General features: G+C 72.4%; 30 protein-coding genes. 17 read left to right on the top strand and 13 right to left on the bottom strand.

Going from position 1 to position 26,856, the window contains the following annotated elements; genetic code table 11:
• Positions 1-3: 3 nt before the first annotated feature.
• Positions 4-810 carry an IclR family transcriptional regulator gene (locus tag ACIGQF_RS24220; RefSeq protein WP_399713823.1) on the bottom strand — a complete coding sequence of 269 codons (807 nt, stop codon included), beginning with the start codon at positions 808-810 and terminating at the stop codon, positions 4-6.
• Positions 811-961: 151 nt separating this feature from the next.
• On the opposite strand from ACIGQF_RS24220, the gene ACIGQF_RS24215 reads away from it, so the two are divergent.
• The 6 genes from ACIGQF_RS24215 to ACIGQF_RS24190 all read left to right on the top strand — a co-directional run bounded on the left by ACIGQF_RS24215 (position 962) and on the right by ACIGQF_RS24190 (position 7,412).
• Positions 962-1,939, top strand: a complete 978-nt coding sequence (locus tag ACIGQF_RS24215; RefSeq protein WP_399713820.1) for a DUF1177 domain-containing protein — start codon at positions 962-964, stop codon at positions 1,937-1,939.
• A gap of 38 nt (positions 1,940-1,977) precedes the next feature.
• Positions 1,978-3,705 carry an OPT/YSL family transporter gene (locus tag ACIGQF_RS24210; RefSeq protein WP_399713818.1) on the top strand — a complete coding sequence of 576 codons (1,728 nt, stop codon included), beginning with the start codon at positions 1,978-1,980 and terminating at the stop codon, positions 3,703-3,705.
• Between the two features lie 62 nt (positions 3,706-3,767).
• The gene (locus tag ACIGQF_RS24205) at positions 3,768-4,541 is read left to right on the top strand and encodes an AroM family protein (protein WP_399713816.1); all 774 of its coding nucleotides are present in this window, start codon (positions 3,768-3,770) and stop codon (positions 4,539-4,541) included.
• An 84-nt stretch (positions 4,542-4,625) separates the two neighbouring features.
• On the top strand, positions 4,626-5,639 hold the full coding sequence (gene trpS / locus ACIGQF_RS24200) for a tryptophan--tRNA ligase (RefSeq protein WP_399713814.1): 1,014 nt from the start codon (positions 4,626-4,628) through the stop codon (positions 5,637-5,639).
• A gap of 141 nt (positions 5,640-5,780) precedes the next feature.
• Positions 5,781-6,362 carry a 2'-5' RNA ligase family protein gene (locus tag ACIGQF_RS24195; protein WP_399713811.1) on the top strand — a complete coding sequence of 194 codons (582 nt, stop codon included), beginning with the start codon at positions 5,781-5,783 and terminating at the stop codon, positions 6,360-6,362.
• 138 nt (positions 6,363-6,500) lie between these two features.
• Positions 6,501-7,412, top strand: coding sequence for a YihY/virulence factor BrkB family protein (locus ACIGQF_RS24190; RefSeq protein WP_399713809.1), 912 nt, complete (start codon positions 6,501-6,503; stop codon positions 7,410-7,412).
• A 64-nt stretch (positions 7,413-7,476) separates the two neighbouring features.
• On the opposite strand, the gene ACIGQF_RS24185 is transcribed toward ACIGQF_RS24190, so the two are convergent.
• Positions 7,477-8,877 carry a D-alanyl-D-alanine carboxypeptidase family protein gene (locus ACIGQF_RS24185; RefSeq protein ID WP_399713807.1) on the bottom strand — a complete coding sequence of 467 codons (1,401 nt, stop codon included), beginning with the start codon at positions 8,875-8,877 and terminating at the stop codon, positions 7,477-7,479.
• On the opposite strand from ACIGQF_RS24185, the gene ACIGQF_RS24180 reads away from it, so the two are divergent.
• Positions 8,876-9,148, top strand: a complete 273-nt coding sequence (locus tag ACIGQF_RS24180; RefSeq protein WP_399713805.1) for an SCO4848 family membrane protein — start codon at positions 8,876-8,878, stop codon at positions 9,146-9,148. The genes ACIGQF_RS24185 and ACIGQF_RS24180 overlap by 2 nt on opposite strands.
• Positions 9,145-10,404 (top strand): metallophosphoesterase, encoded by a 1,260-nt coding sequence (locus tag ACIGQF_RS24175; RefSeq protein WP_399713802.1) that lies wholly within the window; start codon positions 9,145-9,147, stop codon positions 10,402-10,404. The genes ACIGQF_RS24180 and ACIGQF_RS24175 overlap by 4 nt, the downstream gene beginning before the upstream one ends.
• Here ACIGQF_RS24175 and ACIGQF_RS24170 read toward each other — a convergent pair.
• Together ACIGQF_RS24170 and ACIGQF_RS24165 are read right to left on the bottom strand one after the other, a co-directional pair.
• Positions 10,370-10,564, bottom strand: a complete 195-nt coding sequence (locus ACIGQF_RS24170) for a DUF397 domain-containing protein (protein WP_399713800.1) — start codon at positions 10,562-10,564, stop codon at positions 10,370-10,372. The genes ACIGQF_RS24175 and ACIGQF_RS24170 overlap by 35 nt on opposite strands.
• On the bottom strand, positions 10,554-11,375 hold the full coding sequence (locus ACIGQF_RS24165) for a Scr1 family TA system antitoxin-like transcriptional regulator (protein WP_399713798.1): 822 nt from the start codon (positions 11,373-11,375) through the stop codon (positions 10,554-10,556). The genes ACIGQF_RS24170 and ACIGQF_RS24165 overlap by 11 nt, the downstream gene beginning before the upstream one ends.
• Before the next feature lie 120 nt (positions 11,376-11,495).
• On the opposite strand from ACIGQF_RS24165, the gene ACIGQF_RS24160 reads away from it, so the two are divergent.
• From ACIGQF_RS24160 to ACIGQF_RS24150, 3 genes are all read left to right on the top strand, one after another.
• Positions 11,496-11,750: a hypothetical protein gene (locus tag ACIGQF_RS24160; protein ID WP_399713795.1), complete on the top strand. Its 255-nt coding sequence runs from the start codon at positions 11,496-11,498 to the stop codon at positions 11,748-11,750.
• Between the two features lie 10 nt (positions 11,751-11,760).
• Positions 11,761-12,273, top strand: a complete 513-nt coding sequence (locus ACIGQF_RS24155; RefSeq protein WP_399713793.1) for an FBP domain-containing protein — start codon at positions 11,761-11,763, stop codon at positions 12,271-12,273.
• Positions 12,274-12,392: 119 nt separating this feature from the next.
• Complete coding sequence (locus ACIGQF_RS24150) at positions 12,393-13,280, top strand: hypothetical protein (protein WP_399713791.1); 888 nt, start codon at positions 12,393-12,395, stop codon at positions 13,278-13,280.
• Here ACIGQF_RS24150 and ACIGQF_RS24145 read toward each other — a convergent pair.
• From ACIGQF_RS24145 to ACIGQF_RS24105, 9 genes are all read right to left on the bottom strand, one after another.
• Complete coding sequence (locus tag ACIGQF_RS24145) at positions 13,202-13,966, bottom strand: TetR family transcriptional regulator (protein ID WP_399713788.1); 765 nt, start codon at positions 13,964-13,966, stop codon at positions 13,202-13,204. The two genes, ACIGQF_RS24150 and ACIGQF_RS24145, sit on opposite strands and share 79 nt — an antisense overlap.
• A gap of 11 nt (positions 13,967-13,977) precedes the next feature.
• On the bottom strand, positions 13,978-14,463 hold the full coding sequence (locus tag ACIGQF_RS24140) for a DCC1-like thiol-disulfide oxidoreductase family protein (RefSeq protein ID WP_399713785.1): 486 nt from the start codon (positions 14,461-14,463) through the stop codon (positions 13,978-13,980).
• Positions 14,464-14,467: 4 nt separating this feature from the next.
• Complete coding sequence (locus ACIGQF_RS24135; RefSeq protein WP_399713782.1) at positions 14,468-14,872, bottom strand: hypothetical protein; 405 nt, start codon at positions 14,870-14,872, stop codon at positions 14,468-14,470.
• 127 nt (positions 14,873-14,999) lie between these two features.
• A complete protein-coding gene (locus ACIGQF_RS24130; protein WP_399713779.1) occupies positions 15,000-15,815 on the bottom strand; it encodes an alpha/beta fold hydrolase in 816 nt (271 codons plus the stop codon).
• Between the two features lie 93 nt (positions 15,816-15,908).
• A complete protein-coding gene (locus tag ACIGQF_RS24125) occupies positions 15,909-16,685 on the bottom strand; it encodes a succinate dehydrogenase iron-sulfur subunit (protein ID WP_361559709.1) in 777 nt (258 codons plus the stop codon).
• Positions 16,685-18,439 carry a succinate dehydrogenase flavoprotein subunit gene (gene sdhA / locus ACIGQF_RS24120; RefSeq protein ID WP_361559712.1) on the bottom strand — a complete coding sequence of 585 codons (1,755 nt, stop codon included), beginning with the start codon at positions 18,437-18,439 and terminating at the stop codon, positions 16,685-16,687. Before sdhA ends, ACIGQF_RS24125 begins: the two co-directional genes overlap by 1 nt.
• Positions 18,440-18,459: 20 nt before the next feature.
• On the bottom strand, positions 18,460-18,930 hold the full coding sequence (locus ACIGQF_RS24115) for a succinate dehydrogenase hydrophobic membrane anchor subunit (protein ID WP_030254128.1): 471 nt from the start codon (positions 18,928-18,930) through the stop codon (positions 18,460-18,462).
• Positions 18,931-18,939: 9 nt separating this feature from the next.
• Complete coding sequence (sdhC, locus tag ACIGQF_RS24110; protein WP_361559716.1) at positions 18,940-19,320, bottom strand: succinate dehydrogenase, cytochrome b556 subunit; 381 nt, start codon at positions 19,318-19,320, stop codon at positions 18,940-18,942.
• Between the two features lie 180 nt (positions 19,321-19,500).
• Complete coding sequence (locus ACIGQF_RS24105) at positions 19,501-19,995, bottom strand: 2-oxo-4-hydroxy-4-carboxy-5-ureidoimidazoline decarboxylase (protein ID WP_399713773.1); 495 nt, start codon at positions 19,993-19,995, stop codon at positions 19,501-19,503.
• A 396-nt stretch (positions 19,996-20,391) separates the two neighbouring features.
• On the opposite strand from ACIGQF_RS24105, the gene ACIGQF_RS24100 reads away from it, so the two are divergent.
• From ACIGQF_RS24100 to ACIGQF_RS24075, 6 genes are all read left to right on the top strand, one after another.
• A complete protein-coding gene (locus ACIGQF_RS24100; RefSeq protein WP_399713770.1) occupies positions 20,392-22,050 on the top strand; it encodes a glycoside hydrolase family 20 protein in 1,659 nt (552 codons plus the stop codon).
• Between the two features lie 119 nt (positions 22,051-22,169).
• Positions 22,170-22,742: a hypothetical protein gene (locus ACIGQF_RS24095; protein WP_399713767.1), complete on the top strand. Its 573-nt coding sequence runs from the start codon at positions 22,170-22,172 to the stop codon at positions 22,740-22,742.
• A 211-nt stretch (positions 22,743-22,953) separates the two neighbouring features.
• A complete protein-coding gene (locus ACIGQF_RS24090) occupies positions 22,954-23,550 on the top strand; it encodes an RNA polymerase sigma factor (RefSeq protein ID WP_399713764.1) in 597 nt (198 codons plus the stop codon).
• A gap of 10 nt (positions 23,551-23,560) precedes the next feature.
• On the top strand, positions 23,561-24,385 hold the full coding sequence (locus ACIGQF_RS24085; protein WP_399713761.1) for a hypothetical protein: 825 nt from the start codon (positions 23,561-23,563) through the stop codon (positions 24,383-24,385).
• Between the two features lie 404 nt (positions 24,386-24,789).
• Positions 24,790-25,557 carry an RNA polymerase sigma factor gene (locus tag ACIGQF_RS24080; protein ID WP_399713758.1) on the top strand — a complete coding sequence of 256 codons (768 nt, stop codon included), beginning with the start codon at positions 24,790-24,792 and terminating at the stop codon, positions 25,555-25,557.
• On the top strand, positions 25,557-26,696 hold the full coding sequence (locus tag ACIGQF_RS24075; protein WP_399713756.1) for a hypothetical protein: 1,140 nt from the start codon (positions 25,557-25,559) through the stop codon (positions 26,694-26,696). Before ACIGQF_RS24080 ends, ACIGQF_RS24075 begins: the two co-directional genes overlap by 1 nt.
• The last annotated feature ends 160 nt before the right edge of the window (positions 26,697-26,856 follow it).

Below are 26,856 nucleotides of genomic sequence, written 5' to 3'. Positions count from 1 at the left end.
GGATCAGCCTTTCTTCGGGGCGGTGGGGCGGCCGGGACGGCCGTGGCGGCGCGGGGAGAGCAGCTCGCCGAGCGCCGTGGCGGCGGACCGCAGCGGACGGAGCAGCTCCTCCCGCGGGCCGCTCAGCTGTTCGTGCGGGCCTACCAGGGTGAGGGAGCCGATGGGGTGCGAGCGGACCAGTACCGGCACCGCCAGCCCCGCCGTGGCCGGGTCGTACTCGCCCTCGGAGTACGCGTAACCGTCCACCGGCACCCGGCACATCAGCTCTTCGAGGCGCTCCGGATCGGTCACCGTACGGTCGCTGAACCGCGCCATGGGCCGCCCGTAGAGCAGCGTGGCCCGGGCGCCGGGGGAGAGCATGCCGAAGTACGCGCGGGAGGTCGCCCCGGCGTGCCCCGGATACAGCTCGTCGGACAGCCGGTACGCGCGCAGCGGCCCGGACGCGCCCTCCGCGGGCTCGACGCAGCGCAGGTGCGCGCCGTCCGGCACCGCGAACAGCGCCGTGAACCCGCTGGCCGCCGCCAGCTCGCGCAGCGCCGGACGGACCAGTCCCGCCATGCCGCCGTGCCGTTCCCAGGCGGTGGAGAGGTGCCAGACGGCGGGGCCGAGGCGGTAGCGGCGGGTCACCTCGTCGGAGACCAGGAAGCCGCGGTGGGTGAGCGAGGCGAGCAGCCGCTGCGCCACGGACTTGTCCCAGCCGAACTCGGCGGCCAGGTCGGTCACGCCCCACTCGTCCCGGTCCTGGGAGAAGGCGAGCAGGGCCTGGAGGGCGCGGTCGACGGTCTGGAGGGGGGCGCGTTCTGCGGTCACGTCGGCATCCTAGGCACCCTGACGGCGGTATGCGAGACGCTTTCTCTCATATAGAGAAATGGTTGCTGAAAAAGAAAACCCGGGAGCAGGCTGCTGGAGACGTCGGGTCCCACCCGACTCCCTTCGCACCAACGCGCCCCAAGGAGCCCCCGTGCTCAAGCACGCCCTCGAAGTCCTCGACCTCCTCGACCGGCCGCGCACCAGCGGCCGCCTCCTCGCCGACCACCTGCGCTCCGTCCTGGAGACGGCCGCCGCGGAGACCGGTGAGGCCCTGCCGGCCGGGCCGAAGCCGGAGATCACCGTCACGCGCGTCGAGGGCCACCAGGGCGGCACCGACTTCGTGAAGGTCGTCGTTCCCGGCAGCCGCGGCAAGGCCGCCGGCGGCGGCGCGCCGACCCTCGGCATCCTGGGCCGGCTCGGCGGCGTCGGCGCCCGCCCGGAGCGCATCGGCCTGGTCTCCGACGCGGACGGCGCGGTCTCGGCCCTCGCCGCCGCGGCCAAGCTGCTCGACATGTACGGGCGCGGCGACGTCCTGGAGGGCGACGTCGTCCTCAGCACCCACGTGTGCCCCGACGCGCCCACCCGCCCGCACGACCCGGTGCCCTTCATGGACTCGCCGGTCTCGATCCTCGACTGCAACCGCAACGAGATCTCCCCGGAGATGGACGCCGTCGTCTCCATCGACACCACCAAGGGCAACCGCCTCCTCAACCACCGCGGCCTCGCCCTGTCGCCGACCGTCAAGGAGGGCTGGATCCTGCGCGTCAGCGACACCCTGCTCGGCGTACTGGAGACGGTCACCGGCGCCGACGCGCACGTCCTGCCGATCACCACGCAGGACATCACCCCGTACGGCAACGGCGTGCACCACATCAACTCGATCATGCAGCCGTGCGTGGCCACCGACGCGCCCGTGGTCGGCCTCGCGCTCACCACCGGCCCGGCGGTCGCCGGCTGCGCCACGGGCGCCAGCCACGAGACCGACATCGCCGCCGCCGCGCGCTTCGCCGTGGAGACGGCGAAGGAGTTCGGCCGGGGCGCGGTGCGCTTCCACGACGCCGAGGAATTCGCCCGCCTTGTGGAGCTGTACGGCCCGATGAAGCAGCTGCAGGCGGCTGCGGAGGCCTGAGCGACCGCCCACTGACCCACCCCGCCCCCGGAGTCCCCATGCGTCCCACCCCGGCCCCCGCCCCGGCCGCGCCCGCCGCGTCCGGCCGGCACCCCAGAGCCTTCGAGCCCGTCACGCTCGTCGTGACGGTCGTGCTGTCCGTGCTCGGCTCGGTCATCGGCCTCGTGCTGATCACCACCCTCGGCATCGCGCCCAACACCTCGGTCATCGGCGCCCTCATCGCCATGCTGATCGGCCGGATCTCCTTCGCCGCGCTGTCCCGCATGCGCGACCCGCACCGCCAGAACCTGGTGCAGTCCGCGATCTCCGGGTCCACCTTCGCCGCCGCCAACTCCCTGGTCACGCCCATCGCCGTGCCGTTCCTCCTGGGGCGGCCCGGACTGGTGTGGCCGATGCTGGGCGGCGCCGTCATCGGGCTCGCCGTCGACAGCTGGGTGCTCTACCGGGTCTTCGACTCCCGCCTGCTGCCCGCCTCGGCGGCCTGGCCTGCGGGGATCGCGGCGGCCGAGACGATCAAGGCCGGTGACGAGGGCGGCCGCAAGGCCGGGATGCTCGGCCTCAGCGCCGTCGTCGGCCTGGTCGGCTCCCTCTTCAAGCTGCCGATGAGCGCGGCGGGCGTGGCGTTCCTCGGCAACATCTGGGCTCTGCTGATGTTCGGCATCGGCCTGCTCGTGGCCCAGTACGCGCCGACCGTCCTGCACGTCGACCTCGCGGCGAACTACGTGCCGCACGGCGTCATGATCGGCGCCGGTCTGGTGGCCCTGGTCCAGGCGGTCCTGATGATGCGCGACCGCAAGGGCGCGAAGGGGAAGGCGAAGGAGAACGCGCAGGGGGAGGCGCAGGCCGCCGGGGGTGGGGCGGCCGTGGTCCGCGGCGAGGACGACCGCTTCGACGCCGGGGTGCGTACGGTCAGTGCCGCCCGGCTCCGCCGCGGCCTGCTGGAGGGCCTGGTGCTCTTCCTGATCGGCGCGGTCCTGATCGCCTTCGTCGGCGGCGTGAGCGCCGACATGTCCGGCGCCGGGCTGGCCGGCTGGGTACTGCTCGCCGGGTTCGCCGCCCTCGTCCACCAGCTGATCGTCGGCCTCGCCGCCATGCACTCCGGCTGGTTCCCCGCCTTCGCGGTGACGCTGATCTTCCTGATCGTCGGGCTCGTCGTGGGCATCCCGATGGTCCCCCTCGCCCTCCTCGTCGGGTACGCCGCCTCCACCGGCCCCGCCTTCGCCGACGTCGGCTTCGACTTCAAGGCCGGCTGGCTGCTGCGCAAGGGCGCCGTGCCGTGGCACCCGTACGAGACGGCCGGGCGCCGGCAGCAGTACCTCGCGCAGCTCGTCGGCTTCGCCGTCGCCGTCGTGGTGGTGGCCGTCGCCTGGAAGCCGTTCTTCTCGGACGGCCGGGTCCCGCCGGTCGCCCAGGTCTACGTCGACACCATCAAGGCCGGCCTCACCGACGGGCACGCGCTGACGATGATGGCGCTGTGGGCCATTCCCGGCGCGATCGTCCAGTTCTTCGGCGGCTCCTCCCGCCAGATGGGCGTCCTGCTGGCCACCGGCCTGCTGGTCGCCACCCCGCAGGCCGGCTGGCTGGTGCTGCTCGCACTCGCCGTCCGCTTCGCGTACGTCCGCCACCGCCGCCGGCGCGCGGCCCGGGAGAACGCGGACCCGGGTACGGCCGGCGAGACCGCCGACAACGACCTCGCCCTGGTCGGCGCCGGTCTGGTCGCGGGCAGCTCCCTCAACGACGTGAGTCAGATCTACAAGGCGTTCTGAGCCCCGTCCGGCGGGCGGGGCCCCGGCCCCGCCCGCCCGGTCGCCGCCGCGAAAGGAATCCCGTGCAGCAGCCCGCGCAGCGCCCCGTCCAGCAGCCCGTCCGGCCCCCCACGCTCGGCCTGGTCACCATCGGCCAGGCGCCCCGCACCGACCTGACCGGCGATGCCCGCCCGCTCCTCGCCGGCTTCGGGGTCGTCGAGCACGGCGCGCTCGACGAGGACCGCTTCGACGGCCCGGAGGGCGCGCGCACCCGTGCCGCGCTGGCCCCCGTCGAGGGCGAGGCGCCCCTGATCTCCCGGCTGCGCGACGGCTCCTCCGTCGTGCTCGGCCACGACGCGCTCGCGCCCCGTATGCGGGACGCCGTGGCCCGCTGCGAGCGCGATGGCGCCGACGCCACCCTGCTGCTGTGCACGGGCCATTTCCCGGCCGTGCCCGGTACGGGGCCGCTGCTGCACGCCGAGCCCCTGGTACAGCAGGGCGTACGGGCCCTCGCGGACCGCGCCGCGGTCGGTGTGGTCTGCCCGCTGCCCGCCCAGCGCGAGGACGTGGGCCGCCGCTGGGCGGAGCTGCTGCCGGGCCCGGTCTCGGTGGCCGCCGCCGACCCGTACGCGCCGGGCGCCCCCGAGGCCGTGGCGTCGGCCGCCCGGGAGCTGGCCGCCGCCGGTGCCCGGTGGCTGGTCCTGGACTGCATCGGCTACACCGAGCGGATGCGCGCGGCGGCGGCCGCGGCGGTGGCGCCCGGCGCCGTCGTCCTCCTCGCCCGCACCCTCGCCGTCCGGCTCGCCGCCGAGGCGGCCACGGCCGTCGCCGCCGCGCGCGGCGGTCGCCCGGGGTGAGCGGCGGGGCCCCGGTTCCGGCCGTACCCGGCGGTATTCCCACCGGCGGCCGGGCCGCCCCGGGGACCTGAGAGAATGTGTGCCATGGCTCTCGATCGTCCGCGTGTGCTTTCCGGTATCCAGCCCACCGCCGGCTCCTTCCACCTCGGCAATTACCTCGGCGCGGTCCGCCAGTGGGTAGCCCTCCAGGAGTCCCACGACGCGTTCTACATGGTCGTGGACCTGCATGCGATCACCGTGCCGCAGGATCCGAAGGAGCTGCGCGCGAACACCCGCGTCGCGGTCGCCCAGCTGCTCGCGGCCGGTCTGGACCCCGAGCGCTGCACCCTCTTCGTCCAGAGCCACGTCCCCGAGCACGCGCAGCTCGCCTGGGTGCTGAACTGCCTCACCGGCTTCGGCGAGGCGTCCCGCATGACCCAGTTCAAGGACAAGTCGGCGAAGCAGGGCCAGGACCGTACGACGGTCGGCCTTTTCACGTACCCCGTTCTGATGGTCGCGGACATCCTGCTGTACCAGGCCAACCAGGTCCCGGTGGGTGAGGACCAGCGCCAGCACCTGGAGCTGACCCGTGATCTCGCGGACCGCTTCAACCAGCGCTTCGGTGACACGTTCACGATCCCCAACCCGTACATCGTCAAGGAGACCGCGAAGATCCAGGATCTTCAGGACCCGACGATCAAGATGAGCAAGTCGGCGTCCTCGCCGAAGGGCATCATCGACCTGCTCGACGAGCCCAAGGTCACGGCCAAGAAGATCAAGAGCGCGGTGACCGACACGGACACGGTGATCCGCTTCGACCGCGAGGCCAAGCCGGGCGTCAGCAACCTGCTGACCATCCTCTCCACCCTCACCGGCACGGACATCCCGCAGCTGGAGAAGGACTACGAGGGCAAGATGTACGGCGCGCTCAAGACCGACCTCGCCGAGGTGATGGTCGATTTCGTCACACCGTTCCGGGACCGTACGAAGGAATACCTCGACGATCCCGAGACGCTGGACTCGATCCTGGCGAAGGGTGCCGAGAAGGCGCGCGCGGTGGCCGCCGAGACGCTGGCCACCACATACGACCTGATCGGCTTCCTGCCCGCCAAGCACTGACCGGTGCCGCCGGGACGGCGCCGGCCCCGCCAAGGGGGCCGGAGGTCCCGGCGGGGCGGGACCGACGACGCTCGCCGGAACGGCGTCGCACCCGGCACACTGGCATCCGGGGAAACCATCCTTTTCAGGGAGGAGAACGCAGTGGGGACCGTAACGCTCGGCGTTTCGATCGCGGTCCCGGAGCCGTACGGCCGCTTCCTCCAGGAGCAGCGCGCGGGCTTCGGTGACCCGGCCGCGCATGCCATTCCCACGCATGTCACCCTCCTCCCGCCCACCGAGGCCGACCCCGCCGACCTGCCGCGGGTCGAGGAGTACCTCGCGGAGGTCGCGGCGGACTTCCGGCCCTTCACGCTGCGGCTGAAGGGCACGGACACCTTCCGTCCGCTCTCGCCCGTCGTCTTCGTCAAGCTCGTCGACGGCAAGGCGGGCTGCACGGAGCTGCAGGAGCGCATCCGCGCCGCGTCCGGGCCGTGCGCACGTGAGCTGCAGTTCCCTTACCACCCGCACGTCACCGTCGCGCACGGCATCTCCGAGGAGGCGATGGACCGCGCGCAGCGGGAGCTGGCGGACTTCGAGGCGGCCTGGACGATCGGCGGCTTCGCGCTGTACCAGCAGGGCGCGGACGGCGTCTGGCGGCTGGAGCGGAAGTACCCCTTCGGCGCGCCGGTGGCGGGCGTGCCCCGGCAGGTGGACCTCTCCCGGCCGCCGGCCCCCTCCCACTAGCCCTCTTCCGGCCTTCCCGGTACACCCCGCGGGCCCCTTCCGCCTGCGCTGTCCCCCGCGCGTCGGCGCGTCGTTCGGCCATCCGGAGGTTAGTGTTCCGCCGGACGGGACGCCGGCCGGAGGGGGTACACACGGCTCATGGAGTGGATGACCAGGCTGCCGATGATCGGCCCGGCCGTCGTGTGGCTGATGCGTACGCACCTGTGGCGGGCGTATCAGCGGATGGACCGCGTGCACTGGACCCGGCTGGCCGCCGCCATCACGTTCACCAGCTTCGTGGCGCTCTTCCCGCTGCTCACGGTCTCGGCGGCGGTCGGCGCCGCGACGCTCACCGACGCGCAGCTCCGCCAGTTCCAGCACCAGCTGACCGAGCAGGTCCCCGGCATCGCCCAGCAGCTGGATGTCGGGGCGCTGGTGGACAACGCGGGCACGGTCGGGGTGATCGCCGGTGCCGCGCTGATCTTCACGGGCGTGGGCTGGGTCCAGTCGCTGCGGGACTGTCTGCGTGCGGTGTGGGAGACCGACGACGAGGACGGGAACTTCTTCGTCGCGAAGGCCCGGGACGGGGCCCTGCTGCTGGGCCTGGGCGGGGTGGCGGTCGCCTCGCTGGCCTGCTCGGCGGTGGCATCGGCCGAGGTGGGCCGGGTGGCGTACGCCCTGGGCATTCCCGAGGGCGGCGTGGGCAGCGTCCTGCTCAAACTGGCGGGCTTCCTGATCGCGGTCCTGGCGGACTTCCTGCTCCTGGCGTACGTCCTGACCCAGCTCCCCGGCGCCGTACCGAAGCCACGTTCCGTGGCCGTCGCGTCACTGATCGGCGCGGTCGGCTTCGAGGTGCTGAAGTACGCGCTCAGCGGCTATCTGCAGGGCGTCGCGGCGAAGAGCATGTACGGCGCGTTCGGCACGCCGATCGCGCTGCTGCTGTGGATCAACTTCACGGCGAAGCTGCTGGTCTTCTGCGCGGCCTGGACGGCCACCCAGGAGCCGGCCGACGAGCCGGTCGAGGTACCGGACGCCCCGCCGGCGGGCGGCGCGGTGGAGGACGCCGCCTGATCACCGGGGTGCCGGGTGCCCGGGCCGCGGAGGACGCCGCCCGGCGCCCTCCGCGACCGCCGGCTCAGCGGCCGCGGCGCCGTACCAGCTCCGGGAGCGGCCAGCGGCGGTGCACCGCGAGGGCCACGGCGCCCAGGACCACCACCGCGCCGCCCGCGATGCCGAGCGCGGTCCACGCGCCGCTCCGGCCCTCGGCGCCGTCCGTCGCGGCCAGGTGCGCGGCGGAGTGCTTACCGCTGCCCTTGGCGGCGCTGTGCTTGCTCGCGTCGCCCTCCTTGCTCTGCGGGCCGACCAGCCGGCCCACCGGCTCGACCTTGTCGCGCGCCGCGAAGCCCCAGTCGAACAGCGACGCTGTCTCCTTGTAGACCTCGTTCGCCTCGTTCTTCGCCGGGTTCATGACCGTGACGAGGAGGACCTTGTCGCCGCGCTGCGCGACGCCGGTGAAGGTCGCGCCCGCGTTGGTGGTGTTGCCGTTCTTCACGCCCGCGATGCCCTCGTACGGCTTGCCGCCGTACACGCCGGTCAGCAGCCGGTTGGTGTTCTGGATGCCGAAGGTCGGCCGCTTCTTGCCCTTCTTCGCCTCGCCGGGGAACTGCGCGAACGCCGTCGAGCAGTACTCCCGGAAGTCGGCGTTCTGCAGCCCTGAGCGGGCGAACAGGCTCAGGTCGTACGCGCTGGAGACCTGCCCCTTCGCGTCGTAGCCGTCCGGGGTGACGACGTGCGTGTCGTGCGCGTTCAGCTGGTCCGCGTGGGCCTGCATGTCCCGGACGGTCTGCTCGACGCCGTGGTTCATGGCGGCCAGCGTGTGCACCGCGTCGTTGCCCGACCGCAGGAAGACGCCCAGCCACAGGTCGTGGACCGTGTAGGTCTGGTGTTCCTTTATGCCCACCAGGCTGCTGCCCTCGCCCATGCCCTCAAGGTCCTCCGGCTCGACCTTGTGCTTCTCGGTCTTGGGGAACTTCGGCAGCAGGGTGTCGGCGAAGAGCATCTTCAGCGTGGAGGCGGGCGGCAGCTCCCAGTGCGCGTTGTGCGCGGCGAGCACCTCGCCGGACTCCGGGTCGGAGACGATCCACGAGCGTGCGGAGAGCCCCTTCGGCAGCTTCGGGGCGCCCTCCTTCAGCTGTACCTGGGTACCGGACTTCGCCAGCCGGTCGCCGCCCACGTGGGACATCGTGGCGGGCGGCTCGGGCTGCTTCGTGGACTTCTTGTCATCGGCGTGCGCGGGCGCCGTCATGGCCAGCGGCGCGGTCAGCGCGGCGCACACCAGGGCGGCGGCCGCGGCCCGGCGTCCGGTACGGCGGGCGCGGGCGGGTGTGGCGGCGGGGGACGGGGACAGCGCGGGGGAGAGGGGAATCGTCGGCACGTCGGTGAACGTACCCGCAGCGCCCGTCCCGGTAGCGGGCGCCCCGTGGTACACGGCCCCTGACGACAGCGCCGCCGGCCCGCCGCTCATACTGGAAGGCATGAAGCTCTCGCGCCCCGTCTCCTGGTTCCTGCTCGCCTTCGGGGTGTGGAGCTGGTTCATCTGGATCACTTTCGTCAAGAATCTGGTCAAGGACGGAAGTGGTCTCGCCTTCGATGACGCAGGTGACCCGACTGCCTATTTCTGGGTGCATCTGGCGCTCGCCGTGACGTCCTTTCTCTTGGGGACGGCAATCGGAGTGATCGGGTTGCGTGGCGTACGGGCCCTGCGGGCCAATGCCGCGGCCCCGGCGGACGAGAAGTCCGCTACGTGATCTTCGTCCTGGTCATCACGGCGATCTTCGCGCTGATCGGCGGGGTGCACTGGTACCTCTGGCGCCGCCTCGTCCGCGACACGACCACTCCCGGCAGCGGTACGCGCCGGACCGGCACCGCGCTCGCGGTACTGCTCCCGCTGCTGATCCTCGGCGCGTTCGTCGTGCCCCGCACGGGCGCCCCGTTCCCCCTCCAGCAGCTCTTCGCCTGGCCGGGCTATCTCTGGCTCGCCCTCGTCCTCTACCTCACGCTCGCGCTGCTCGTCGGCGAGGTCGTACGCGCGGTCTGGCTACGGGTACCGCCGCGCGCCGCGGTCGCGGCCGAGCCCGCGGAAGAACCGGAGGCGGAGGCGTCCCCGGCCCCCGAGGCACTGGCCCCCGAGGGCCCCCGGGACGGCGAGGGCTCCCCCTCTCCGGGCCCCTCTTCCGCCCCCTCCCGACGTCTCTTCGTCGCCCGCTCCGTGGCCGTCGGCGCGTCGGCAGCCGCGGCCGCGACCGTCGGCTACGGCACGTACAGCGTGCTCAGCGGCCCCCGCGTGAAGCGGGTGACCGTCCCCCTCGCCAGGCTGCCGCGCGCCGCGCACGGCTACCGCATCGCCGTCGTCAGCGACATCCACCTCGGCCCGATCCTCGGCCGCGCCCACACCCGGCGGGTCGTCGAGGCGGTCAACCGCACCAGTCCCGACCTGATCGCGATCGTCGGCGACCTCGTCGACGGCAGCGTCGCCGACCTCGGCCCCGCCGCCGAGCCGCTGCGCACCCTGTCGGCGCGGCACGGCGCGTACTTCGTCACGGGCAACCACGAGTACTTCTCCGGCGTGGAGGAGTGGGTGGACCACGTACGCGAACTGGGCGTCCACCCGCTGCGCAACGCCCGCGTCGAACTGCCCGGCTTCGACCTCGCCGGCGTCAACGACATCTCCGGCGAGAATCACGCCGACGGCCCCGACTACGCCCGCGCCCTCGGCGACCGCGACCCGGCCCGCGCCTCGGTCCTCCTGGCCCACCAGCCGGTGATGATCCACGAGGCGGTACGGCACGGCGTGGGCCTCCAGCTCTCCGGCCACACCCACGGCGGCCAGCTCTGGCCCGGCAACCTGATCGCCGCCGCCGCGAACCCCACCGTCGCGGGCCTGGACCGCTACGGCGACACCCAGCTCTACGTCACCCGAGGCGCCGGCGCCTGGGGCCCACCGGTACGCGTCGGCGCCCCACCGGACGTCACGGTCGTGCAGCTGGCGTCCCGGGACGCGTGACCAGCCCGTTTATGAACGAGGCCCAGGCGGCGTCGCCGAATATCAGCACGGGACCGTGGGGGTTCTTGCTGTCGCGGACGGGGACGCCGACGGCGCAACTGGCATCTATCTCAAGGCAGTTGGCGCCGTTGTTGCCGCTGTAGCTCGACTTACGCCACATGGTCGTACTCCTCCGCCACGGCTCTGAGCAGGGCGAGCGAGTCCGGGTGCGACAGCGCGTCGCTCAGGGCCAGTTCGTAGTGGGCATGACATTGCTGCACGACCGGCAGTTCGTCGATCAAGTGTCCGGTTTGCAGACCCTCAGCGTATGCAACAGGCGGCGCGTCGTCGAACGACATCAGCATGGCCGAGCCTTCCATCAACGAGTGCACGCCGATCGAGAAGGGGATGACGTGCACCCGGATGCGTTCGCTCTCGCCCAGGGCCGCGATGTACCGCAGCTGCTCCGCCATCACGGCCGGACCGCCGATGGGGCGACGCAGCACTGCCTCGTCGAGCAGGTCCCACATCACCGGCGTCGTGGGGTCATTGAGGATGCGAGCCCGCTCCAGACGTGTGACGACGATCTTGTCACAGGCTTCGTCGGTCCTCGGCGGGAAGTACGAGCGGAGCACTGCTCGTGCGTACGCCTCCGTCTGCAGCAGACCCGGCACCAGCGACGACGCGTACTCACGGATCATCGTTGCCCGCTTCTCCAGCTCGGCGGCCAGCGCGAAATAGTTCGGCAGCGACCGGTCGTCCAGCGTCGGCAGGAACCGCTCGAAGAAGCCCCCCGTCGCCAGCACCTCGTCCAGCCTCCGCGCGTCGTCCAGCGACGGCTTGCGGCGGCCCGCCTCGATATGGGCGATGTGCGTACGGGACATGATCGCGCGCTGGCTCAGCGCCTCCTGCGTCAGTCCGGCGGATTCGCGGCGCTGCCGCAGCTCGGTTCCGTACGCCGCGCGGGATTCCGGAATGCCCTCACCCAGCATGTGCCCAACCCCCTTCGGTGACGGACCCGATGTCACGTGTCACCTGCTGCTGAGCGTAGGGACGGCGGGTCAGGCTGGTGGGCAAGAGCTTGGTCCCGCCCCTCGAAGGAGTACCTCCGCATGCTGGCCGTACAGCCCCCCTCGTCCCTGCCCCTGCCGTCCCCGCCGCCCTGGCCCGACTGCGAGGAGTGCCTGCGGCTGGCACGCATGGAGCGGGCAGCGCGCGTGGCCCACGACCGGAGCCGGGCGACGGACGCCCGGGTCATGCTGCGCCACCACCACCGTGAGGCACACGAGGCACACGAGGCACACGAGGGGCGCGAGGGGCGCGAGGGGCAGGAAAACCAGGCGACGCCCGGTCGGCCGGGCTGTTAGCTTCCCGACCATGGAACCATTGTCCGAATCCGACATCCGCGCCTCTTTCGTGAACTGCTCGAAGGGGGAGGCGAAGCGGCTGAACATCCCCGCGGGGCTGGACAGCCTGCCGTGGGTGGACCTGGACTTCCTCGGGTGGCGTGACCCGCAGGCACCCGACCGGGCCTACCTGGTCGCGCCGCGGGACGGCGGGCCGCTCGGTGTGACGCTGCGGCGGCCGCAGAACGTCCGCCGTACGTTCACCAAGACCACGGTCTGCTCGCTCTGCCTGACCGGGCACGGCGGTTCCGGGGTGAGCCTGCTGGCCGCGCCCCGGGCCGGGGCCAGGGGGCGGCAGGGCAACACCGTCGGTGCGTACGTCTGCGCCGACCTCGCCTGCCCGCTCTACCTCCGCGGCAAGAAGAAGCCCGACCTCGCCGCGCGCTACGAGGAGCAGCTCAGCGTCGAGGAGAAGGTCGCCCGGCTGACCGCCAACCTCGACGCGTTTCTCGCGAAGGTGATCGAGGCCGGCGACCAGGGCTGACCCTCGCCGGGTGGCCGTTCGGGCGGCTGTTCGTTCACCGATCTCTGCCCCGACATCCCTGGCCGTACGGCGCCGCGCCCCGTATGCAGGAGGGACCTGACACTCGCGGAGAGGACCCCATGCACGCACGGGACACCAGCAAGGCCACCGACGGTACGACCCCCCGGCTGCCCGCCGGCCGGGTACCGGTGCGCGCCGCAGGCCCCGAGGCGTCGCTGCTCGCCCTTCAGCGGGCCGCCGGCAATGCCGCCGTGTCCCGTGCGGTGGGCGGGGCGCGGGGCGGCGCGGCCGACGTCCAGCGCGCCCCGAAGCAGACCCCCGGCGCCTCGAAGCAGGGCGAGCACGTCTTCAACGCCCTCGACGCGCTGGCCATGAAGGTCCACGCGACGCTGAAGGACATGCGGGAGAGCCGCATCGGCGAGCTGAACCAGCAGGTGAAGAGCAAGAGCCTCAGCCCGGAGCAAGCGGGCCGGGCGGGGGCACAGCGCGGGGTGAAGGAGCAGCTGGACCGGCTGAGGGACAGCGCGGCGGAGGCAGGGCGCAAACGGGACCACGCCAGGTTCCGCTCGGCGATGCAGGGGGCGGCGAAGGACGCGGGCGGCGACCAGAACTCCCGCGACTACTCGGAGCTGTCGAACGCCGTCATGTCCGCGCTGGCCACCTGCGGCACGAGCCAGTGGCGCGGCGGTGCGGCGCTGCAGAGCTACCGTGGCGCCAGGCTCGAATCGATCATCATCGACCAGGTCGCGCGGCAGCAGCTGCGCGACAACGAGCTGCCGAAGAGCGACAACAGGGCATTCGACGCCTGGTTCGAGGAGACCCGGGCCGCCATGCACGCGCTGTTCGAGGACATCATCGACACGGCGGACGCCATGCACGAGATGCTCCGGGTGACCCGCCGGGGCGCGGGCGGCTGGCCCGACAGGGGTCAGCCGGGAGCCGAGGGCCTTTCCGACACGGAGGGCGAGCCGGATTCCGAGGCGGACGCCGGGCCCGCGGACGACTGACCCGGCATCAGGAAGTCGTTCAGCAGCTCCGTCAGCTCGCGGACCAGCGGGCGCAGCACGCGGAAGCGGGAGGCGGAGATCAGCCGGGCCACGAGCGGGGCCGTACGGGTGACCAGGGCGCGGCTGCGGGCGCAGTCCGGCGAGCGGTCGTGGACCCAGAACAGCACCAGGCCCATCTGCTGGAGCCAGAGCAGCCGGGGGAGCTGGTCGGCCAGCTCGGGCGCCGACTTCACGTCCGCGCCGGCCAGCACCTCCCGGCACAGGGCGACAGCCGCCTCGCGGGGGCCTTCGGAGGCGTCCGAGAAGGGGCTGAGCGGGCTGTCGGGGTCGGCGGCGTTCTTGAAGAACTGCGCGGCGAACCGGTGGTACGGGGCCGCGACGTCCAGCCAGCTGAGCAGCAGCCCGCGGATGCGGGCCGACAGGTCCGTCTCCGTGGCGAGCACCCGGGCGGCGGCCGTCCGGTGCTCGTCGGCGATCCGGTCGTAGAACCCCTGGATCAGGTGTTCCTTGGAGGCGAAGTAGTAGTACGCGTTGCCGACCGAGACCCCGGCCTCCTGGGCGATGGCCCGCATGGTGGTCTTGTCGTACCCGCGCTCCTCGAACAGCTTCATCGCGGCCTGGAGGATGCGGGTGCGGGTCTGCTCGCCCTTGGCGGGCCGGGGCGCCCCGGTCGTCTCGTCGCTCACAGGGTCCGACCTTAGCCGGGGGCCGTCCGGCCCCCGGCAGCCCGTCGCTCCGGGACGTACGACCAGCCCCGTGCCCGGTCGTACGTCCAGCCGTCGGCCCGCTCCTGCGCGGGGCCCGTGGGGTGGTACGCCGCGCGGTACTTGGCCGCCGCCAGTACGGCCGCCCTGGCCAGCGGCGCGCCCGCCGGAGTGGCGAGGCGGTGGGCCGTGGCACGGTGGGCGGCCAGCGCCCAGAGGCAGACGATCCAGGCGGCGGCGCCCCGGTAGACCTGGCCCCCGTCCCCGACGCAGGTGATCTCCTGGCAGGTGGCCTCGTGGTCCAGCTCGGGGAAGCGGCGGCGCGCCTCGTCGGAGCCGGCCGGGACCGGTACGAGGGGGACGAGCTGCCGCTGCCGGGTCAGCCAGTCCCGTACGAAGGCGCAGAGCGCGCAGTCCGGGTCGTAGAGCACGCTGACGGACCGGAGCGGGGTCCGCGGCCGTGCCGCCGGGGCTGTCATGGCGTCAGGCCTGCGCCGGGGCGGTGAAGCCCTGCGGCTCGACCGGCGGCAGCTGCTCGCGCTCCATGGCGCCGCGGCGCCGGATGCGGCTGAGGACGTAGACGTTGGCCAGGTGCAGGACACCCAGTACGAGCAGGACGACGCCGAGCTTGAGCGAGAGGGTCTCGACCAGTCCGCGTGCGGTGGAGACGGCGTCGGCTGCGCGCAGGTACAGGGCGACGAAGCCCAGGTTGACCAGGTAGAAGCCGACGACGAGCAGGTGGTTCACGGCGTCCGCGAGCTTTTCGTTCCCCCGCAGGACGTCGGCCAGGAAGACCTGGCCGTTCCGGCTGAGCGTGCGGGCGACCCAGACGGTCAGGGCGATGCTGACCAGTGCGTATACCGCGTAGGCAACGACGGTGAGGTCCATGGGACGGCCTTTCTGAACGTGTTCAAATCCCCGTTGTCGTGAGGGTAGACCTGTTCTTGAACATGTTCAAGCGTGAGGGGGGCCCGCCCCTTTGCGGGGCGGGGGAGGGGGAGCGGGGGAGTGGGTGTCAGAGGCCGTGCTCGGTGAGGAAGTCGGTGATCAGCCGCTCCCACTTGTCCGGGCACTCGTGCATCGGCACGTGGCCTGCGGCGAGCCCGGCGTACCGCGCGCCGGGGATGCGGTCGGCGAGATAGCGGGAGTGCGCCGGGTCGACCAGCTGGTCGTGGAGGGTGGCGATGACGAGCGTCGGGGCGGAGACCAGCGGCAGGTCGGCGCGGGTGTCCAGGGACCGCACCAGCGCCGCCTGATCGGCCGAGCCGGCCGGCACCAGCTCGGGGCAGGGGTCCAGCAGCGTCTCGACGTCGTCGGCCGGCAGCCCGTCGAGATGGCCGGGGGCCCAGCCGCTGAGCGTGCGGGCCAGCGCGAGGCCCGTGTAGTCGTCCTGCTCCAGCAGCCGCTGCCACAGGGCCAGCCAGAGGTCCGTACGGCGGTCGGCCGCCGCGAGTCCCGCGGTGAGGACGAGGCCGCTGACCCGGCGCGGATAGCGCGTCGCGGCGCGGACGGCGACCGCCGTGCCGAGCGAGTAGCCGATGAGGGTGAAGGTCTCCAGGCCGGCCGCCACCGCGCCGTCCACGACCGCGTCGGTGAGGGCGTCCAGGGTGAGCGGACCGGAGGCGCGCGGAGTGCGGCCGGAGCCGGGGTAGTCGGGCGCGACGACGGTGTGGCCGGAGTCGGCGAGCACCGGTAAGAGCCGGGCGAAGTTGTCGTCGATGCTGCCGGTGGCACCGTGGGCCAGCACGATGCCGGGACCGGAACCGGTGACGGTGGCGGAGAGCGGGGGCAGGGGCCGGTGCGGGGAGAGGGGGGCGGTGTCGTTCGTCATACGGGAGAGCATTCCCCGGGACGAACACCGTACCTACGCGAAGGGCCCCTGCTCGGAACGAAATCCGGACAGGGGCCCCGCGCGCTCAGGAACTCAGAAGCGTCGCGTGATCAGCGCGCGCTTCACTTCCTGGATCGCCTTCGTCACCTCGATGCCACGGGGGCACGCGTCGGTGCAGTTGAAGGTCGTACGGCAGCGCCAGACGCCGTCCTTGTCGTTCAGGATCTCCAGGCGCTGCTCACCCGCCTCGTCACGCGAGTCGAAGATGAAGCGGTGCGCGTTGACGATCGCCGCCGGGCCGAAGTACTGGCCGTCGTTCCAGAACACCGGGCACGAGGACGTGCACGCGGCGCACAGGATGCACTTGGTGGTGTCGTCGAAGCGCTCGCGGTCCTCGGCGGTCTGCAGGCGCTCGCGCGTCGGCTCGTTGGTGTCCTTCGTGATCAGGAAGGGCATCACGTCGCGGTAGGCCTGGAAGAACGGCTCCATGTCCACGACGAGGTCCTTCAGGACCGTCAGGCCCTTGATGGCCTCGACCGTGATCGGCTTCTCAGGGTTGATGTCCTTGATCAGCGTCTTGCAGGCGAGCCGGTTCTTGCCGTTGATCCGCATGGCGTCGGAACCGCAGATGCCGTGCGCGCAGGAGCGGCGGAAGGTCAGCGTGCCGTCCTGCTCCCACTTGATCTTGTGCAGACCGTCGAGCACGCGCTCCTTGGGGTCCAGCTCCAGCTGGAAGTCCTGCCAGTCCGCGTCCGCCGAGACCTCCGGGTTGAACCGGCGGATCCGGAAGGTGACGGTGATCTTCTGGGCAGCGGTGCTCTCGGCCGCGTCCAGTGCCGCCGAGTGCTTGTCAAGCGTGGGGGTGCTCATCAGTACTTACGCTCCATCGGCTGGTAGCGGGTCTGGACGACCGGCTTGTAGTCGAGACGGATCGACTCCTTGCCGTCAGCGCCGACCTCGCGGTACGCCATGGTGTGCCGCATGAAGTTGACGTCGTCGCGGTTCGGGAAGTCCTCGCGGTAGTGACCGCCGCGGGACTCCTTGCGGGCCAGTGCGGAGACCGCCATGACCTCGGCCAGGTCGAGCAGGTTGCCCAGCTCGATGGCCTCCAGCAGGTCGGTGTTGAAGCGCTTGCCCTTGTCCTGGACGGACACGTTCAGGTAGCGCTCGCGCAGCTCGCCGATCTTCTCGACCGCGGTCTTGATCGTCTGCTCGGTGCGGAACACCATCACGTTGGCGTCCATGCACTCCTGAAGCTCGGTACGGAGCTTGGTGACGCTCTCCGTGCCGTTGGAGTCGCGCAGCCGCTCGACCTGGTCCTGGACCTGCTTGGCCGGGTTCTCGGGCAGCTCGACGAACTCGCTCTTGTGCGCGTACTCCGCGGCGGCGATGCCCGCGCGGCGGCCGAACACGTTGATGTCCAGCAGCGAGTTCGTGCCCAGGCGGTTGGCGCCGTGCACGGAGACGCAGGCGACCTCGCCGGCGGCGTACAGGCCCGGGACGACGGTGGTGTTGTCGGCCAGCACCTCGCCCTCGACGTTGGTCGGGATGCCGCCCATGGCGTAGTGCGCGGTCGGCTGGATCGGGATCGGGTCCGTGTAGGGCTCGATGCCGAGGTAGGTCCGCGCGAACTCGGTGATGTCGGGCAGCTTGGCGTCCAGCTGCTCCGGCGGCAGGTGGGTGAGGTCGAGGTAGACGTGGTCGCCCTCGGGACCGCAGCCACGGCCCTCGCGGATCTCCGTGTAGATGGAGCGCGAGACGACGTCACGCGAGGCGAGGTCCTTCATGACCGGCGCGTACTTCTCCATGAAGCGCTCGCCGTCCTTGTTGCGGAGGATGCCGCCCTCACCACGGGCGCCCTCCGTCAGCAGGATGCCCATCCGCCAGATGCCGGTCGGGTGGAACTGGAAGAACTCCATGTCCTCCAGCGGCAGCCCGCGGCGCCAGGCGGCGGCCTGGCCGTCACCGGTCAGGGTGTGCGCGTTGGAGGTCACCTTGAAGAACTTGCCGGTGCCGCCGGACGCGAAGATGATCGACTTCGCCTGGAAGACGTGGATCTCGCCGGTCGCCAGCTCGTAGGCGACGACACCGGCGGACTTCTTGACCCCGTCGACCTCGTTGAGCAGCAGGTCCAGGACGTAGAACTCGTTGAAGAACTCCACGCCCTCCTTGACGCAGTTCTGGTACAGCGTCTGGAGGATCATGTGACCGGTGCGGTCCGAGGCGTAGCAGGACCGGCGGACCGGGGCCTCACCGTGGTTACGGGAGTGACCGCCGAAACGGCGCTGGTCGATCGTGCCGTTCGGGGTCCGGTTGAACGGCAGGCCCATCTTCTCCAGGTCGAGGACCGAGTCGATGGCCTCCTTCGCGAGGATCTCGGCGGCGTCCTGGTCGACCAGGTAGTCGCCACCCTTGATCGTGTCGAAGGTGTGCCACTCCCAGTTGTCCTCCTCGACGTTCGCCAGGGCGGCGGCCATGCCGCCCTGCGCCGCGCCGGTGTGGGAGCGAGTGGGGTAGAGCTTCGTCAGGACGGCGGTGCGGCTGCGCTTCGTCGACTCGATGGCCGCGCGCATGCCGGCGCCACCCGCGCCGACGATGACGGTGTCGTACTTGTGGATCTTCATTGTTCCAGTCAGCCCCGGCTTTAGCGGATGTTCGGGTCGAAGGTGAAGATCACCAGCGTGCCCAGAAGGACGGTGAACACCGTGGCGGCGTACAGCAGCATCTTCAGCCAGAAGCGGGTGTTGTCCCGCTGCGCGTAGTCGTTGATGACCGTGCGCAGGCCGTTCGCGCCGTGCAGCATCGCGAGCCACAGCATGATCAGATCCCAGGCCTGCCAGAACGGCGAGGCCCAGCGGCCCGCCACGAAGGCGAAGCCGATCTTGCTCACGCCGCCGTCCAGCACCAGCTGGACCAGCAGGTGGCCGAGGACCAGGACGACCAGCACGATGCCGGACAGCCGCATGAACAGCCAGCCGTACAGCTCGAAGTTGGTCCGGGTCGACCGCGGGGTCTTCTTCGTACGGGCGCGGGGCGGCTCGATGACGGGAGCCGGGTTGTCCACGTCGTACAGGGACACGGAGTCGTTCACAGGAGTCGTCTCAGCAGAGGACATCGCGCTTCATCAGCTCCCGAACAGCGTGCGCAGGGTGTGCTGCAGCACGGGGTAGAAGGCGCCGGCCATCAGGACGGCCCAGACGCCGACAACGGTCCACAGCAGCTGCTTCTGGTACCTCGTGCCCTTGGACCAGAAGTCCACGGCCACGACGCGCAGGCCATTGAGCGCGTGGAAGAGGATGGCGGCCACGAGGCCGTACTCCATCACGTTGACGAGGGGCGTCTTGTAGGTAGCGACTACGTCGTCGTAGGCCTCGGGGGAGACGCGAACGAGAGCGGTGTCGAGCACGTGCACGAACAGGAAGAAGAAAATGAGGACGCCGGTGACTCGATGAGCCACCCAGGACCACATACCTTCCCGGCCGCGATACAGCGTTCCAGCCGGCACGGAAAAACCCTCCGGGAGCGGGGACTGGGGCCTGCCGGCTTCACTGTCGGTCTGGCCCGGCCGGGTACGGTCCACCGGCCCTGGCCATCGTAGCGACGACTTGTCGGTTCCTCCCGCCGGGGTCCTCAGGTGTGATCAAACAAGCACGGACGGACTATCGGACAGGGAGGAAACGGGCTATCAGGGACCTTGATCGACAAGCTGGGCGAGGCGGCCGCGGGCGATCCGGCGCAGCTCCTCGGCGGCGACGGCGCGCTCCTCGTCCGGGTCGTGCGCCAGCCGGTCCCGGATACCGCTCAGTACGTGATCCAGCAGCCGGTCCTCGCGCAGCCCGTCCAGGCAGATCACGAAGACATGGCGGAAGCGGCGCTCGTACTCCGCGTGGGCGGCGCGCAGCGCGGTATGGGCCGCGAGGGTGCCGCGGCCGCGGGCGCCCGCGAGCGGCTGCGGCGACACGGACTCCTCGGCCAGCGCCTCGGCGAGGTCGGCCGGGCTGAGGTCGTAACTGGCCTCGTCGGCGGCTGCCAGCAGCGCTTCCAGGTCGGGATACGGGCGGTGCGCGGCGATCCGGCGGGCCCAGCGGCGGCTTCCGCAGCAGGCCAGCAGCGCGGCCTCGGCGGCTCCGGCGGCGGCCGAATTGAAACGGTCGAGTCCGGGCGCGCCGTCCGGCGCCACCCGCCGCGGGCGGCACGTCTGCGAAGGTATGCCGGGCCGGGCAGTGGGCAGAGTGGTCGGCCGGGCGGGGGACTCGTCGGACAGCGTGAACTCCTGGGATTTCGGGATACATGGGGGGCGGCCCCGAGGGGGGTGCGCGGTCTGCGTCTCCGGTCAGGGCGGCCACACCGTCAGGGTGGCGAGGGCACTGAGGAAGGGGGGCTGTCGGCGCTCGCGCCGTCTCCTGGGGGTGGAGATCGGGTGACGGGCGGGCGAATCGTCACCGTAACGACGCGAGTCGGACTCTGTCCGACGGATGCGCGAATTTCACCCGGATGAGAGAGCTTTCGCGCGCGTAGTGGACGAGACGTTTCTCTAGCTAGCCATACTTCGCCCTGGAAAGGGAGGTTTGCGTAGATGAGGAAGTTGACGGCATGGGTGGCACTGGCCGCCTCGGCCCTGACCATCACCGGCTGCTCCGGCGACTCCGGAGAGCGCGGCAGCGGCAGCGGAAGCCAGGATTCAAAGTCCCCCACGTCCACCGCGTCCTCCGCCGCGCCCACGCCCCGCTGGGCCGCGGTCAAGGGAGCCCCGCGCACGATTCCCGCCGTCCGCTCCTTCAAGGCGGCCGACGGGAACGGCTGGCGGGTCTCGAAGAACGCCCGCGTCGTCGTCCCCGCGGGCCAGGACAGCCCGCTCGCCGACGAGGCCCGCCGGCTCGCCGCCGACCTCGGCGGCCTGAAGCTGTCCTGGCGGGACGACGCCCGGCCCGGCGACATCGAGCTGGCGGTCTCCGGCAACGGCAAGGCGGCGAAGGCGAACAACGCGGCCCCCGCGAGCACCGCCGACGAGGCCTACACGATCACCGCCCGCGACACCCGGCTCACCCTGACCGCGCCCACCGACACCGGGGTCTTCAACGCCACCCGCACGGTCGTGCAGTCCGTACGCGCCGCCAACGGCGTCCCCGAGGGCACCATCGAGGACCGCCCCGACCGGGCCCAGCGCGGCCTGCTCATGGACATCGCCCGCAAGCACTACACGGCCGACTGGCTGGAGAAGCGCATCCGGGAAATGGCCGATCTCAAGCTCAACCAGCTCCAGCTGCACTTCTCCGACGACCAGGCGTTCCGGATCGAGAGCTCCAGCCACCCGGAAATCGTTTCGAAGGAGCACCTCACCAAGGCCGAGGTCCGCCACCTGGTGAAGCTCGCCCGCGAACTGCACATCACCGTCATTCCCGAGCTGGACTCCCCGGGCCACCTCGGCGCGGTGATCGACAAGCACCCCTCGCTCCAACTGCGCAGCGCCGCCGGCACCTCCCAGCGCGGCGCGATCGACATCTCGCAGCCCAAGGCCGCGCAGATCGTCGACGACCTGCTCAAGGAGTACGCGAAGCTGTTCGCCGAGGAGGGCGTGCCCGGACCGCACTGGCACCTGGGCGGCGACGAGTACCGCGCCCTGACGGTGAAGTCCCCCGGCGCCACCTACCCGCAGCTCGCCCGCGCCGCCACGAAGAAGTACGGCGGCAGGGCCACCGTCCAGGACCTGACGACCGGCTGGCTCAACGACCGCGAGAAGACCCTGCGCAACGCGGGAGTACAGCAGGTGGAGGCCTGGAACGACGGCTTCCACGACAGCAAGGTGGTCACCCCCGCCAAGGACCGTACGGTCGCGTACTGGACCGGCAAGGAGATCGGCGCGAACGAACCCGCCCCGTTCCTGAAGGCGGGGCGCACGGTCGTGAACCTCAACGACGAGTACCTCTACTACGTGCTCGGCCAGCCGAACGACTTCACCTACCCGACCGGTGAGCGCATCTACAAGGAGTGGACCCCGGCCGTGCTGCGCGGCAGCAGCCCGGTGGCCGCCTCGCTCGCCGGGCCCGACCGCGTCCCCGGCGCCCGCCTCGGCGTCTGGGGCGACCTCCCGCAGTCCCAGACCACCGAGCAGGTCGCCCGCGGCATCCGGATGCCGCTCGTCGCGCTCTCCCAGAAGGTCTGGGACCCGCGGAAGCCGCAGCTGTCCTGGACCGACTTCAAGTCCCGGGCCGCGACGGTGGCGCCCGCCCGCTGAACGGCCCGGACGTACGCCTTTCCCCCGGTACGTCACGGTCCGCTGTGACGTTCCTGCGTCCCGGCACGCTGTACGGCGCAGCAAGGAAGTGCCCGGCTGCGAAGGGGAAGGCGTACGTCATGAGCCTGGTGGAACTGGTCGCGCGTGCCGATGCGCGCGGGCTGGCGGCGAGCGGTCTCGCCTGCCTGGACCGCTGTCTGCCGCTGCTCGGCGCCGACGACGACGCGCTGCGCCCGCTGTGGGCGAGCCTGACGGCGGACGGCACGGCATGGGCCCCCCAGCTGACCGCGGTACGGGCCTTGCTGCCGCAGGCGCCGGCCGACGCCGCGCCGGGCACCGAGGACCCCGCGGCGCTCGCCCGCCGGATGGCCGACGGCGCGCCGGCCGACCGCTCCGACGACGCGGCACTGCGCGCCTGGGCCGACGACTGCTCCCTCGCGGCGCTCCGCATCCACAGCCTGCTCGACCCCGGCGCCACGGACGCGGTCAGGCACACCTTGGAGGACCGCCGCGCGGGCCGTACGGACGGCATGACGCCGCTGGTCGAGGCCGAGCTCCGGCGCCAGACGACCATCCTGGAACTGCTCTCCGCGCACGGCCCCGTGGGCCTGCGGCAGGCGGTGGAGCTCTCCGCCGAGGGCCGCCGCGTGGTGCGCGCCGTCGTCTCACGGCAGGCCCGCGGCGCTGTCTGAACCTCCCGACCTCCCTGATCGGACGCCGGCCGGCCACGCGCCGCAGCCGGCGTCCGTCGTTGCTGGTCACGGGGGTACCGGCGACTTGGCGCCCGCGACACTGTGACATTTCCGTCCGTTCCCACGCTGATGACATCGGGGGCGCGGACGCCCTGATCCGTGCCACGCCACGCCGGGTGTCTCGGACCTGGACGCATGAAGAGGACAGCGGTTGGGCCGGAGAGCGGAACCCCGTCGCGCATCGGCGCACGACGGGGAGCTGAGCGCGGCCGTGGCACGGGCTCAGCAGGGGGACGAGGCCGCCTTCGCGGTCGCGTACCGCCTGGTGCAGCCGGGGCTGCTCGGCTATCTGCGCGGACTCGTCGGCGAAGCGGCCGAGACCGTGGCGGCCGAGGCGTGGCAGGAGATCGCCCGCGACCTCGGACGGTTCCGCGGCGACGGCGCGGCGTTCCGCGGCTGGACCACGGCCGTCGCCCGGCACCGGGCGCCGGCCGCGCCACGCCGCCCCGAAGCGGGACAGCGGGCCGCCGCTCCGGAGCCGGAGACGCCCGCGCCGGAGCCGGACGGGCCGGAGCCGGAAGGGCGGGCGCTGGAGCTGATCGCGGGGCTGCCGCGCGACCAGGGCGAGGCGGTGCTGCTGCGCGTCGTGGTCGGCCTCGACGGCCCGGCCGCCGCCCGGGTCCTGGGGCAGCGGCCCGAGACCGTACGGGCGTCGGCCCACCGGGGGCTGCGGCGGCTGGCGGCACGGCTGGACGAACGGGGAAACGGGGAAGACCGAAGCGGAACGAGGGGCAAGAGGAGAAGGTGAGGGGCCACGCATGGGTGGCGGTTCCAGGAGTGCCGGTGCGGCGCCCGCTGACGACGACGGGGGCGGCCCCGCCGCGCTGGGCGAACTGCTCGGCGCCGCGGTACGGGCCGGCTCCGCCGTCACCCCCGAAGGAGAACGACGGGCGGTCGCCGCGTTCCGCGCGGCCCGGGACGCCCGGGAGCACGCGGCGGGCGCGCGGCGGAACGCCCGGCGCCCGCGCGCGGCACGGCGCGCCGGATGGCCGGTACGCGCCGCTGTCGGGGCGCTGCTGACCTCGGTGACGCTGGGCGGCGTCGCCGTGGCGTCGATGGGCGGCCTGCACGGCAGCGCCCCGGAGCGGCCCCGCCCGTCGCCCACCGCGCCCGGCCGCGCGACACCCCCGTCCCTCCGCCCCGCCTCGCCCACGGACCCAGTGGCCCCCCTCATCAAGCCCCCGCACACCTCCCCGGAACCGCCGAGGACGAAGAAGCACGTCGGGCAGGGCCGGAGCGGGAAGGACCACGGCGGCAAGTGGCACGACGGGAAGGGCCACCCCGAGGGCAAGGGGCACCAGGGCAAGGGCCACGACAACGGCAGGAGTCGGCACGGCGAACAGAGCGAGGGCAAGCGGCACGGCGGCAAGGGCCCCGACGGCAAGCGCGACGGGGACGGCAAGCGCGACGGGGACAGGAAGTACGACGGCAAGAAGCGCGACGGTGAGCGGCGCAACGGCCACGACAGGGCGCGCCACCACGAGAAGCGCTACGAGGGGCGGCATCAGGCGCGGTACGAGAAGCCGGAGCGCCCCGCCGGGCAGGAGAAGGCGCAGCAGGCGCGCGAAGCCCGGGAGAAGTGAGGGGAAGGGGACGGCCGGGGCCGCCACCCCCCACAGGAGAGGCCCCGGCCGTCGTTCATGGGAGGGCCGCACCGGGCCCTCATCCTCTACAGCGCCGGCAGGGCCGAAAGCGTCACAGTGGCGTCACACGCCGTACGGACGACCGCTTCCCGATGACTCTGGACGCAGGGCAGCCGATGCCCGTAACGTGCAGGTCCGCGCCGGTCGGTGCGCTCGTCACGCGTCATGCGGCGGCCCGCCGGGGCCGGCGGACGGGCCGGACGTACTTACTTCGGCGTAGGTGGCACCACGGGATACCGTCGGCGCCATAAGCAGTTCGTTTACCTGCGGTAGCCGGATGACGGCAGCAGACGTAGGCAGCAACGACCGGGCAGCGGATGCTCCGCGTGCGACAGGATGGACCCGTGCAAGGGGACGACACTCAGCCGGACGACAGCCGGTTGACGGTCGCCGTACAGGCGGCACAGGACGGCGACGAGGCGGCCTTCCGTACCGTCTACCGGGCCGTACATCCGCGACTTCTGGGATATGTACGGACCCTGGTGGGCGAAGCGGACGCGGAGGATGTCGCCTCCGAGGCCTGGCTGCAGATCACCCGGGACCTCGCCCGTTTCAGCGGCGACGCCGACCGCTTCCGCGGCTGGGCCGCCCGCATCGCCCGCAACCGCGCCCTGGACCACATCCGCATGCGCGGCCGCCGCCCGGCCATCGGCGGCGACGAGAGCGAACTGACCGACAAGCCCGGCCCGTCCGACACGGTCGACGAGGCCCTGGAGTCGCTCGGCACGGGCCGCGCGTTCCGGCTGATCTCCCAGCTGCCGCAGGACCAGGCCGAGGCGGTCGTGCTGCGCGTGGTCGTCGGGCTCGACGCCAAGAGCGCGGCCGGAGTGCTCGGCAAGCGCCCGGGCGCCGTGCGGACCGCGGCCCACCGCGGACTGCGCCGGCTCGCGGAGCTGATCACCGGGCGGGGGGAGGACGCGGCGCCCGGTGAAGGAGGTGTTCCGCCGGAGCAACCGGAAGGGCTTCCCGACCGTCCTGTAGCAGGGGAGCAGCCGGCCGACGGGCCTGTGGGCGGGGTGCCTCCCCAGGGCCGTGCACGCCGCAGCGGCGGAACGGAACCGTGCGTACCTGGTGTGACGGAAACGGCCGCACGTACGCAGAAGGACATGTGATGGCCGACGACCGGTACAACTGGCTCGACGAGGACGCCGCGGAGCGTTTGCTGCGTGGCGAACGGGTCGATGCCGGACTCGGCCGCGGCGCGGAAGAACTCGACGACCTGCTCGACGCGGCCGCCCGGACGGCCGCCGCCCCCTCTCCCGACGCCGCGCTCCCCGGCGAGGAGGCCGCCGTCGCCGCTTTCCGGCAGGCTTCGGCGGGCAGGTCTACGCGCGACACGGCCACGGCGGCCGGCGCGGCGGAGAGCGCCCCGGAGGACGGGATACCCGTGGTGCGGTCCGTGCCCGGCGGCGGCGCGTCCCGCACCTCCGAACGCACCCGCCTCGGCCGCCCCTTCCGGCGCGGCCTCGCCGTCGCCCTCGCCGGCTGCGCCCTCGGCGGCGTCGCCGTGGCCACCGGCACCGGCGTCCTCCCCACCCCCTTCCGCGGCGGCGAGCCCGGCCCGTCCCCCAGCGTGTCCGCCGCCGTCACCCCCAGCCCGCTGGAAAGCCGGGCCCCCGCACCCGACGCCTCGGACGGCGGCACCCGCGCACCGGACACCGACGCCGACCCCGCGCACCCCGCGACCCCCACTACGCCCGAGCGCCCCGACGGGCGGCCGACACCCGGCCGCGACGGCGGCGACGAGGCCGTGGACATCCCCGTACCGGACCTCACCCCCGGCGGGAAGAACGCGGACGGCAGCGAGCAGGCCAAGCGGCGGGCGGCCGTACTCGCCCTCTGCCGCGACTACGAAGCGGGCCGCGTCGACTCCGGCGACCGCGACCGCGTACGCCGCCTGGAGCGCGCGGCCGGCGGCACCGACCGGCTGCACGCCTTCTGCCGGCGGTACCTCCAGCAGAACGGCCTGACCGGCGGGCTCGGCGGCTCCGGGGACACCACCGGCGGCTCCACCGGCCTCACGGGCGGCACCGGTTCCTCCGACGACGGCACATCGGGCGACGGCGGATCCGGCGGCGGCAGCGGCTCCGGAGGCAGCACCTCGGGCGGCGGCCAGGGCGACGACGACGAAAGCCACCCAGGCTACGCACCGAGCGTCCCCCCGACCCCGGCGCCCGCCTCGGCGACCCCGTCGCCCGAGTCCACGGACGCCACGCGGACGCCCTCCGCCACCCCGTCCCCGACCGGCTGACACCCCTCCTGACCATCGGGTGTGACGTTTTTTGAACCCGTGACGCTGTACGTACTGAAGCCGACTGGTCATCGGCTGCGCGGGCGCCGGGGTTCCCCCCGTACCTACGGCACCGCGCGTCGGCGCGAGCGGGGCACGTTCCCCCGGCCCCGCTCGCGCC

It is taken from the genome of Streptomyces sp. NPDC053560 (assembly GCF_044544605.1).
In the GTDB taxonomy this organism is placed as follows: Bacteria; Actinomycetota; Actinomycetes; order Streptomycetales; family Streptomycetaceae; genus Streptomyces.
Note: the sequence above shows the minus strand (reverse complement) of the source record. Positions and strands in the feature narration are given on the sequence as shown.